This is a genomic window from Nostoc flagelliforme FACHB-838 (assembly GCF_014698065.1).
Lineage (GTDB): Bacteria > Cyanobacteriota > Cyanobacteriia > Cyanobacteriales > Nostocaceae > Nostoc > Nostoc flagelliforme_B.
The window spans coordinates 1-10,746 of the sequence record NZ_JACJSI010000199.1 but is presented as its reverse complement, the minus strand read 5'-3'; the positions used below and the strand labels follow the sequence as shown (position 1 = coordinate 10,746).

At 43.8% G+C, this 10,746-nt stretch carries 11 protein-coding genes; 4 read left to right on the top strand and 7 right to left on the bottom strand.

Translation table 11 applies throughout. From position 1 onward, the window contains the following. Positions 1-96: 96 nt before the first annotated feature. Genes H6G97_RS51950 through H6G97_RS37020 form a run of 5 tightly spaced genes read right to left on the bottom strand, consistent with a single transcriptional unit; the run spans position 97 to position 1,989 of the window. Positions 97-246 (bottom strand): hypothetical protein, encoded by a 150-nt coding sequence (locus tag H6G97_RS51950; RefSeq protein ID WP_206759145.1) that lies wholly within the window; start codon positions 244-246, stop codon positions 97-99. Beyond that, complete coding sequence (locus tag H6G97_RS37035; protein WP_190945692.1) at positions 227-502, bottom strand: hypothetical protein; 276 nt, start codon at positions 500-502, stop codon at positions 227-229. Before H6G97_RS37035 ends, H6G97_RS51950 begins: the two co-directional genes overlap by 20 nt. Continuing rightward, on the bottom strand, positions 499-714 hold the full coding sequence (locus H6G97_RS37030) for a hypothetical protein (RefSeq protein ID WP_190945690.1): 216 nt from the start codon (positions 712-714) through the stop codon (positions 499-501). The genes H6G97_RS37035 and H6G97_RS37030 overlap by 4 nt, the downstream gene beginning before the upstream one ends. A gap of 2 nt (positions 715-716) precedes the next feature. Continuing rightward, complete coding sequence (locus H6G97_RS37025) at positions 717-944, bottom strand: hypothetical protein (RefSeq protein WP_190945688.1); 228 nt, start codon at positions 942-944, stop codon at positions 717-719. Beyond that, the gene (locus tag H6G97_RS37020) at positions 931-1,989 is read right to left on the bottom strand and encodes a ParM/StbA family protein (protein ID WP_084227344.1); all 1,059 of its coding nucleotides are present in this window, start codon (positions 1,987-1,989) and stop codon (positions 931-933) included. Before H6G97_RS37020 ends, H6G97_RS37025 begins: the two co-directional genes overlap by 14 nt. A 256-nt stretch (positions 1,990-2,245) precedes the next feature. Here H6G97_RS37020 and H6G97_RS37015 point away from each other — a divergent pair, with 256 nt between their 5' ends. The 4 genes from H6G97_RS37015 (at position 2,246) to H6G97_RS37000 (ending at position 8,413) form a co-directional block, all read left to right on the top strand. Next, positions 2,246-2,416, top strand: a complete 171-nt coding sequence (locus H6G97_RS37015) for a plasmid partition protein ParG (RefSeq protein WP_084227340.1) — start codon at positions 2,246-2,248, stop codon at positions 2,414-2,416. Between the two features lie 380 nt (positions 2,417-2,796). Continuing rightward, a complete protein-coding gene (locus H6G97_RS37010; protein WP_190945686.1) occupies positions 2,797-6,027 on the top strand; it encodes a DNA primase family protein in 3,231 nt (1,076 codons plus the stop codon). Continuing rightward, on the top strand, positions 6,020-6,274 hold the full coding sequence (locus H6G97_RS37005; protein ID WP_069073797.1) for a hypothetical protein: 255 nt from the start codon (positions 6,020-6,022) through the stop codon (positions 6,272-6,274). The genes H6G97_RS37010 and H6G97_RS37005 overlap by 8 nt, the downstream gene beginning before the upstream one ends. 243 nt (positions 6,275-6,517) lie before the next feature. Further along, positions 6,518-8,413 (top strand): DEAD/DEAH box helicase, encoded by a 1,896-nt coding sequence (locus H6G97_RS37000; protein WP_190945684.1) that lies wholly within the window; start codon positions 6,518-6,520, stop codon positions 8,411-8,413. A 525-nt stretch (positions 8,414-8,938) separates the two neighbouring features. On the opposite strand, the gene H6G97_RS53570 is transcribed toward H6G97_RS37000, so the two are convergent. Both H6G97_RS53570 and mobV read right to left on the bottom strand, forming a co-directional pair. Continuing rightward, a complete protein-coding gene (locus H6G97_RS53570) occupies positions 8,939-9,829 on the bottom strand; it encodes a DUF3991 and TOPRIM domain-containing protein (RefSeq protein WP_242055804.1) in 891 nt (296 codons plus the stop codon). Beyond that, positions 9,826-10,746 (bottom strand): MobV family relaxase (gene mobV, locus H6G97_RS53565; protein ID WP_242055803.1); only part of this gene is annotated, 921 nt, incomplete at its 5' end. The genes H6G97_RS53570 and mobV, both read right to left, overlap by 4 nt.

Here is a 10,746-nt window from a genome sequence, read left to right as displayed (position 1 = left end):
GCGGGTAGGACTTTCACCCACATCAGTCTGAGAGTTCAGTGCTAGGATTGCTCCTAGTTTCACTGACTAGGCTATATGCTTATTAAGCATTTTTACTTAGTAACGAATCGCACTGCTTAATTCTTTGCGTCTGCCCTTAGAGTCGTTAAAAACGAAAGGTGCATTGACTCCACAATTAGAACGATGGCTGTAGCGGAGTTGTTGACCACGGAATTGGTACAGGTGGTTACGCTGTAAGGCTGTCATTGAAAGCATAAGTTTGTCCCTCAATTTGGGAATAGAACTCGATATTTAGGATTGCTTCGTGAATCTCCATCAAGGCTTGAACAGCATCACCCAGACGCAGGTCATTCGATGTGCTGAACCGCTCAGACGCTTCGATTTGCTTGTAATTGGGAGATGCTTGCACAAACCTAAGAGTTTGTTCGCAACCCAGGATGATGGTCATGATTTCGGTTGTTGTTAGTGATGGTTGTGTCTTTTGGGTGTCTTGGTGGCTCATGACTTTTTCCTTTTCCTTTGAGCTTTTATCGGTGCGGTTGGCGCTTCTGGTTGACTCGGTTTCTGAAGTACATAGCTGATTGCACCTGCACCTCCCACGGCTGCGGCGATAGTGAACATATTGTTACGACCGAAGTACTGCACTCCGAAGTAGCCAAGGGCTAGAAAGCCAAGGGCAGCAACAGATAATCCAAGTGTTTTGTTGATTTTCATGGCTAGAACATTGCAGCGAGATTGTTAACTAAATCTTTTTCGTCTTGTTGTTGGAGCTTAGAATCAGTCGGTTGTTCAGCTTGGAAGTTGTACCCATTTCGCTGGAATTCTAAAAGTAGGAAGTTAATCACCTCCCCGTAATCGTCTAAGTTCATTTGTTGTGCAAGCTTTTTTAGTAATGGGTGGTAGGGCTTACGAATCACTACCCGAATGCTTTCATTGCTGTTCATTCACACTCCTTAAATGAATCATCTTTGCTAATTGTTCAAGCCCAATCGCGTTTGCCCACACTGGGTTATCTGCTACCACGAACCCTTTAGCCTGAAGTGCTTCACTCACTGATGACAGTCGTGAGCCTCCCCCAGTAATTAAGCAGACATCTGCATTAATCTTCCAAGGGTGGATAAACTTGAATACTGGCGCTAGGGACTTTTGTACCCAAGGCGCTAACTCTTTTTGGTAGACATCTTGAAAACTGAACTGTTTGCCGTACCAAAAGGGCTTGTCAGTGCTTTCTAGTCCCTGGCGGATAAGGTGCGGCATTGCAATCTCGCCTACCAAGCGATTCTTAAAGTCTGGGTTGACCGAAATCATTCGGATCAACTCTTCCACACCGTTATCAAAAGTCTTTCGGTTAGCTAGATGTCCTTTGGAACCTATCAAAGTGGCAATAACTGTCCGATTCCCTATGTCAACAATTACGTTTTGTTTACTGGTGTTCAAGTTCTGGGCAAAGGCGGCGATCGCTGCGTGACCTTCGTCGTAAACCTTCAAAACATGGATCTTGACCTCGGTGGGGCAAATCTTACCGCCAAACTTGACGACATGGCGGCCAGTGAGTGCTTCAATCAGCTGATCTTCTAAATCGCCTCTTTCGTGCAAAGATGCACAGATTACTAACTCAATTGAAGCTTTATAAGGGTAGTAGGAAAGCACTGCTAGCAAATGTTTCAGCGATTGACTCACCTTTGCAGTAGCATCATCAGTAACCCGAAGATGGTTTTTCGGATTGGCATCGTAAGCTGCATAACCCGATAACCATTGCTTGTAGTCCAGTTTAGTTAGTGCATCACCCTCTAGGTACTCAACGTAACCTTCTGTGGGAGTCTCTGTAGGACGGTAGTAGCAATTCTCTAAATAACTGGGAAATCTTATCTGGCGGTCTGATGATACAAATTTAATACTGGAATTACCGAGGTCGTAACCAGCAACGATAGTGAGTGTACCTTTTTGCCCAGTGTTGGCATTTTCGGTATGAACTGCCAAATCTGTCATCGGAAAAATCCTCAAAATATTTAATTGACAAAGTTATGAAATAGGCTTGCTGCTTTGGTTTTGACTATCTATGCAATGATGCGGTGGCACACTGGCACTTATCCCATCTAATGCAGGTTTGGTCATTCCGTGGCGTTTTTACCTTAATAGCACTATAGCACAAAAGTTATAGTGCTATTAATTCATTTAATTGGATATGCTAATTATTTTGTGAAAATAGTAAAGTATTGCTAATTTGCTATAAAAATATTTTGCTATGAGTGATTCAAACAAGCAGGTTTTTGTACGATTTCGAGTAGAGGAAGAAAAGCGCGATCGCTTCAAAATAGCCTGTATACAGTTAAAAACAACTATGGATGAAGTGCTAAAAGGTCTTCTTGATAAATGGCTGGAAGAAAACAGTCCTGAGTCAACTAAAAATAAATAGCACTCTGACCATAGTGCTATAATCCTGACAACATTAGCAAAAAGCCCCCGGCTATAACCGAGAGCTTTTAGTTCTTAACAACGCCCTATCTTGGCGGATTCAGCGTTGTTTGTTCACTCATACCGGGAAGACCCGGATTTAATAAAATTTAATATGCTTAGACTACAAGTTTACAACAAACGTTACCGCAATTGCATCGGTAACATCGTCAGGGCGCATTGTATCTATATTACAGCATCAAAACAGTTGCTGTCAGAAATAAGTAATCACACGCTAACTAACTGCCTTCAATTCCTCGAAGACACTTGCTACACAGACAATACAGCGATTTTTGTACTAGCTAATTTTCAACAATTGAATCAAATCGGAGGTATTCGCTAATGTTGACCACACAACAAGCACTCGCCTCCTTTGATATTCGCAATTTTGTAGACCAGCTAGAACCAGCCAAAGAGAAAAATAAATACATCTGCCCAGCTTGCGGTGGGCATAACTTAGGCATCAACCCTAGTAATGGGAAATACCAGTGTTTTAATAACTGTCAATGCCCTGATATTAGAGAAGCAATCAAACCTTGGAGTGAGGTAGTAGAAGAGAACAAACTTGGTTACACGCAACAATTGGGACTCAAACCACTAAAAGCGAAAAAACCAGCAGCATTACCCAAGGTTTTAAACCTAGATCCATCAGAGTTAAGAATATGCAGGTTGAGGAGTGAAATCACCACACCACAACCCATAACACCCGATTTCGTCCCCAAGTCCGTCAGCTTCAAGCTATCAGATGATGGAGCCACACCGAAAGAATTAAAACAAATTACCGTTATTGAATACGACTATGGCAACGGGCGCAAATCGCACAGATTTGAATGCCCCTGTGCAGCCTTAGACAAAGGCAGAGTCAAAACCTTCTCAGTCAGCAGAATTGACCCCACAACCAATAAAGCTACATGGAAGAAAGAAGGTTATTGGCCTGCTTATAAACAGGACGAAGCGATCGAAATTATCAAATCCACAGATGGCATCCCGGTACTACTAGCCCATGAGGGGGAAAAGTGCGTAGAAGCTACCAGATTGTCAGGTTTAGCCAGCATTACTTGGGTAGGTAACTGCTCTGACGGTGACATCGGAAAATCATTGACCCAAATCAAGCATTCTACGGGTAAAGATTTTTTACTAGCTTATTGCGCGGATCATGATGAAACCGGATGGAAGAAGCAAGAGCGAATTAAAGAGGTTTGCGCCCAAGCTGGAGTAGCTTTTGTTGCCATCGACTTGCTTTTAATCAAACCGGATCTGCAAAATAAAGGAGATGTAGCAGATATTTTTGAATCGGGCATGACAGGCGATGAATTAGCGAATTTACTGTTAAAGCAGATAGAAGAAATTACAGCAGATGCTCAATCATCATCAGAAAATGTAGACTCAGTAGATGTTGCTACTTTCGACGACGATGAGCCGGACAGCACATTCCTGCAAAAAGGTTTTAACACCCTTTACCGCGATCGCAAATGGATTTGTGCAGATGGCCTGCTGTATTGCTGGGATGGCTTGCACTACAAACACTCACCTGATTCAGTTGAGCGTCCACGCATTACGAGTTATTGCAATTCGTATCAAGTTATTAAGAAAACTGGCAAGAACTTTGTCATTACCCACCCTTATGCCAAACCTAGCAAAGTTAAAGAGTTGCTGGAGTGGGTGAAGCTGCGAGTAGAAATTGACCCGCAATTACTTAATCCACCAGGGGTTAACTGTACTAATGGCGTGTTAGGTGTTGATTGGGCAGCCCCCAAACCAAAGCCAGTTTTAGTTGAACACGACCCAGATAAACACTTTTTTACATATCCGCCATTGGTGAAGTATGACCCTCAAGCCGACCCCAGACATTGCGATCGCTTACTGTCATGTTTAGACTCGCCTCAACAACAAGTTTTATTACGAAACCTGGGGGCGAGTCTTGATCTAAAGGAAGTCCGCAAGCGTCGAGGACGGGAAACTAAGCTATTACTGGCCTGTGGATTGGGTTCAAATGGGAAAGATTCCATCCGGGAGGTAGTATCTATCATTTACGGTGAGCAAGGTATGACCAGCTGTTCCTTAGCTGACTTTGCTGCTTATGATGAAGGACGGAAATTTTCACTCTTTCCCCTGGTCAACAGTCGGGTAAATTGGGCATCAGAGAATCCACAGACAGCACGACTAGATAAAATTCAATCGCTCAAACTCTTTGCCACTGGTAACGTCTTACACTCAGAGCGCAAGGGGAAAGACCATATCGAATTTAGCCCCGAAGGGATCGGTATCTTCAACTTGAATGAAACCCCGGCACTGCACGGCACAATTCAAGCAATTACTGACCGCATCGCAGCCCTAGTTTTTAGCAAAACATTTAAGTCAAATCCTGACCCAAACAACCCAAACGAGTTACTAGCAGATCCCAGATTCTCTTATGACTTGGATTTTGTGCGTGAGTGTGTGGCCCCAGCATTTTTAAATAAGATGATTGCTGGGCTACAGGCATTGATAGAAGAGGGGATTGACTATAGCTGTACTCAGCAAGCATTAGAGGATATTCAAGCCGAAAACTCTCACTTATTCCAATTTTCTAAAGATACAGGGCTGGGTTACAAGTCGGATGCCATCGTCACAGCATTTGACCTGTGGTCACGCCTAGAAAATTGGTACATCGACAACGGTACTTTGTCCTTTGATGAATCCAGCACTGGCAAGGTAAAAGCGATTTGGCAGGAACAGTCAAAGCCTAGTGATAAAACAGTTAAGGCCATCAACCAAGTCATAGCCAGATTTAAAACACTATTCCCCAAAGCCAAGTTAGTAACCGTCCCCCACCCATCCGGGAAACGGAAGTTACAGGCACTGCAAGGAATTAGTTTTAATGATGTGCCAATGTCAATAACTGACACACCCATAGCAATAAGCTCTAATTCCACAGCAGATCCACCCCAACTGCCACACCAAGAAATCCTTATAAATCAAGACTTCCACACCAACCACACCAGTTTAGGAGATTTAGAAAAAAAATCAACTACGGAATTAAACACCTCATCAAACATTGACTTAAACATTGAATTAAACACTGACTCGTCAGACCAAAATCAAATCACTCACACCAATGTTTCACCTGCTAATAAGGAGAATGACTCTGAATTGGTGTGGGTGGTGTGCGATAACGTGGCACCAAGCACTACAGCAGATTTAGGTGGTGTGTCAACTGCTGTGCCAGATGAGCTTATTGCTATGCCAAATAGCTTATTGACAATGGAAGTGGCAGAGGAGCAAGCGATCGATGATTTAGCAGGAGTCTGTCCACAAGGTGATGTGGCGGTGTTACAGCAAGAAACCAATATTCAACAGGAACAAGAGCCGAATGGTGACACCTGTGACACCCCCCTCAATGCAGGTGGAACGGATGAAGTTATCGCTAATGCTGAACTGATTAGGGAGAGCATTGAAGATCAGTCGTGGGAGATGATTGATGAACTGTTAGAAGAGTGGACTGATGAATTTAAATCTGCTGTTTGGAAAGAGTTGACACCTCTTGAGCGCAAGACAGTTAAACAACTAAAGCGAGGTAACACCAATGAATGAGCCTGTTAATTCTCCACGAGTCTTAAAAATGCACCCGGAGATGGGATATTTGGCTGATGAACAGATGGATGCGGATCGTGAATGGTTTTTTCATCATCCCTTCGCTACCAAGTATTACCGCAAGCCTTTTGAATCGGAAGTAATAGAGTTTTGTGAACTTGAACCAGGACGAAAACTCAAAAAAATACTGGTAACCAAGGTGAGTGAAGGCGCAAGAGCTAGAACACCGATTTTTGAGAATACTTGATTAGATGGAAAACCATGAATATAGGGCTGCTAACAGCAATACCTGTCTCCATTAAAATCAATTTAGATTTGATGCCATTAAGAGAAATTTTCCTTATGCGTCAATAATCTCAACGTTCAGCTTGAGGATGATGTTAATAGTGCCCCATCATTCAAGGTTGGCTTACGCGTTGCGTCTGAAAATTTCCCTTTTTTGGGAAGTATAAAGTAGATAAGGAGAGCATTAAAGCACTCAGTTGAGCTTATGAAGCTGCGAGACTATCAGGAGATTTGTAAAGCGAAAATTGAAGCCAACTGGCGCAAAGGTAGTCATAAGCAATTAGCTGTGATGCCAACAGGCGCAGGCAAGACAGTTTTATTTGCTGCACTGGCTAGCGAATTCACTCGTAAAAACCAAGGAGTGTTAGTCGTAGCCCACCGAGAAGAACTAATTATCCAAGCTGCTGAGAAGCTGGCAGCAGCAACCGGCATTATTCCAGGAATCATCAAAGCTGGATATAAACCGAATGTTGATGCACCAATTCAAGTTGGCAGTATTCAAACTTTGGCACGTCGGAAAAAATATCCCGAAGCTAATTTAATCATCATAGATGAAGCACACCACGCGGCATCAAACAGCTATCGTCAATTGATTGCTCAGTATCCAGATGCCCAAATTTTAGGAGTGACCGCAACACCCCAAAGAATTGATGGTTATGGCTTTGAAGACTTGTTTGAAAAACTGGTTGTTGGTGCTACAACTGGGCAGTTGATAGCAGAGGGACACTTGTGTAAATTCAAAATGATTGGGGGTTTTGCCAAACTGGGATTGTTCACCCCAAAGGGTAGAGATTTTACAATCAAAGAATTAGAACGGGCTGCAACCAAGATAAAAGCTGAAGATGTAGTGAGGTGCTGGCAAGATTATTGTTTTGGGAAAAAAACCGTTGTCTTTGCAGTTAACGTGTCTCATAGTCAGGCGATAGCCGAACAGTTTCAAAAAAACGGCATAGCTGCGGAGCATCTCGATGGAGAAACACCCACGGGTGAACGTAAAGCGATTTTAGAAAGATTTAGAACAGGTTCAACGCAGATCATAAGCAACTGTGGAATATTAACCGAGGGCTTTGATTGCCCAGACATTGATGTGGTGCAATGTGCTAGACCTACAACTTCAATTAGCTTGTGGCTACAAATGCTTGGGCGTGCGCTGCGACCAGCGTCAGGTAAGGAGTATGCCATCTTAGTTGACCAGACTGAAAATTGGTATAGGCTGGGTACACCTGACCAACATCGCCATTGGAGCCTCAAGCCAGAATCAGTAGATAAGAATTCGCCAGGAGTACGCAATTGTGGGTACTGCCATCACGTTTTCAAGCCGATGTCGGCAAGAATCACTAGCAAAATGGTCTGGAATCCTCAAAGCGAAACTTTTGAAACCCTCTTAACTACACCGTGCCCCAATTGCAGTAAACCTGTAACTTGGCAACTAATTTCTAGCAGTGATATTACCCCGAATCAGGAGAAGAAAGAGGAATTTGATCTAGAGGTGGAGTACCGCGAAATTCCTTCAGAATGTCGGTTCGAGATCCTTGAGCAGATAGTGAAAATTCGCAAATTAGGCAGTAGATTCAAGAATCTCCCAAACCGAGAAAAAAAGTTTATCCATTCGTTAACTGAACTGATCCATCAACAATCCGATATTCAGCTAGCAGAAATTAGAGTAGCACTAGATATTCTAGAAATTGGTTTTTCACTAAGAGAAATTTTGGCTCATGCGCTTTTAGTTCCCTTGTGCCAATTAGCGGCATATAACAATTGGTATCAGATAGAGAGGCTGATGAAGGGTAGGACGGAAGATATTAAAAAGCTGATCTGGGATATGTTACCTAAGCACTACCAGAAGAAAATACACCAGCTAAAAAAGGATCTTGCTGAAAAACCAACGCCATCAGCGATCTTATCCCAGGTAACTTTCAAAGTAGGTGATCTGGTAGCCGCCGCCGCGACTGATGATTTGAAATACTTGTGGCACGGTGTAGTCGAGGAGGTTTCGGACGACGGCTCAGAGGTGTTTGTCGAATGGCAGTCAAGCCAAGGAACAGCCACAAGTTCTTATGAGATACATGAGGCATCTTACTTGCGTCGGCTTTTTATCTAGAAGATTGTTGACCACTATCGTATTGAGGTGCGCGGTAGAGAGTTCGTCGAAAAAAAACTTCGTATACGAACTAAAAACTTACTCCAATGGCAGAATTATGGCTTCTTTATGTATTATCAAAAATTGGCTCCCATTATGGCAAATTTATGGCACGCCAATGGCATCTCAATGGCAAATGAATGGAATTTTGAAAATTCATTTCTCAACTAATTATCACTATTGAGAATTAGGGTTAAAACTGGCAGAATTATGGCATACCAATGGCATGGGTATGGCACAGTAATGGCAAATCAATGGAAAATGCCAGAATTTCTGCATTTTCAAATGTCATAGTGATATTATGCTCCAGCCAAAAATTAATGTCATTTTCTGACGCACAGTACGCCATCTTTGGCGGAAAGTTTTTTGGAGCGAAAAATGATGATTTAAGTAAATTTCAAATCACTTTCATCAAAAAGAAGTACCAACCAGCTACATTAATACTACAAAAGGGGACTGTACAGTTCACTACTAGAACACTGACTATTAAAGACTCAATTCATCATCCTGCTCCTGCTCCTGCTGTTGCTGATGCTGTTGCCTTAACTGCTGCCCATAATCAATAAGCTGCTGATTCCAATCGTCAGCTTTGCACTTGAGCCGCTTGGACTGTGGCAGCAGTTCCTTAACAACTCGTGCAGCTGCATTGCCAGCATCGTCTGGATCAAAAGCCAACTGCACATTAGGAATATGCTGCAATTGCTCTACTGGTAAGCTTTTGGGATTATCTACCGCCATGTACAAAGTTCTATTGGGTGGCACGTCGCCTCTAAGCTGATATTCCAGCATGGCAAAAGACACGGCATCGATGGGCGATTTTAAAAGCACCACTTTCTCTACAGGTGAAGTTGGCTGTCCGCCTAAGCGGAAGTGAAACCAGCCCTCACGCCGCTTAGTCCCTTTCTTGTAACCTTTGAAAGTGTTGTTTTCGCCCCGTGTCCCCCGCAGGAACGCTCCTATTGCCTGGGGTTCTTCGCCAAGATTCCGCATCACGAACACAGCGTTTTGCTGGTCATCAGCGTAAACTAACCCCCTTTTATGCAGAAGTTCCACAAAATTTTCAGGTATTCCCCGTTTCTGGGTCAGGTAGTTGTGAACTGCTTGCCAAAGAGCTTTATCCTCAACTGGTAGCTTAAACGGGGTTCGCGGTTCTAACTGGATAATCTCAGCAGCCACTTGACGAGTTTTTGCGATCGCTGCTCGTTCTGCCCCCGACTCACCAAATCGCTCATGTAACCAGACGACCGCCTGCCGCAGATTGCAGTCATTAACGTGCATCACCAAATCAATTGCACCGCCTGATCCCTTTTGTTGATCGGGGGCGAAATCGTAGAATTTGGGCCCATCTATATTAATGATGTTACCGTGACCCTTCATTTTCCTTCATCATGGTGTAACCCCAACTCCCAGGCGACATCCTCCAAGGGCAAGTCGCGCAGTTGTTGGGTTTTCAATTCCAGCGAACGCACAATTTCTTCTAGCCGTTGTCGCTCCTTCTCGCTGGCCCTAGCCCGTTGTTCTGCCCTCTCCAATCGCTGTTCCATGAACTTGCGGTCAGCCAGTTGGTGGTTAATCGCTTGGAACTGTTCATCTGACTGAATCTTGGTTACATAACTACTAGCTGATTCAAACGGTGTGGGCGCTAATTGGTTATCTGTAATGACTGCGGTGAGTGGTTCACTGTTAACCGCTTGGTAATATTCTTTGACTTTGGTGTGGGTTGCCTTACTGCCCTTGACCCCCCGTTCAATGCCCAAAGGAGCGAGTGCAGCAGCATAACTGTCTTGGAGTTTGGATAACTTGATTCTTCCCTGTCCACCTCTGCCGCCAAACATCGCGTCATGACTGACTCTGCCAGTTTTTTCATTCAATGGCACGATGTAGGCGTGAATGTGTGGGGTACTTTCATCTAGGTGAAGTTCTGCCCTGACGCACTTTGAACCATAGTTTTGAGCTAGCCAGTCACGAGATGCGATCGCCCATTGCTGCATAAGTGAATCAGACCACTGCCCAGAAAGGGATGGATTTAACGGGCGGAAATATTCAGGCGATGCCGAGAGAAACATTTCGGTGCATAACACTGCATCATGCCGAGGGCGATGCTTGAGCGTGGCAATCTTTTCTTTAACTATTTCCTCTAGGGCGCGTTCGTCTTCTCCCCCAATTAACCGGACATTCTCTTTAGTTGGATCTGCGTTGGGTGTTTCTCTATTCCTGGTAACATGGTCATCACTTCCGGCAACGTTGCCGAATGTTTTTAGTTTCTCAATTCTGAGAATTGTTAGTGGCGACAT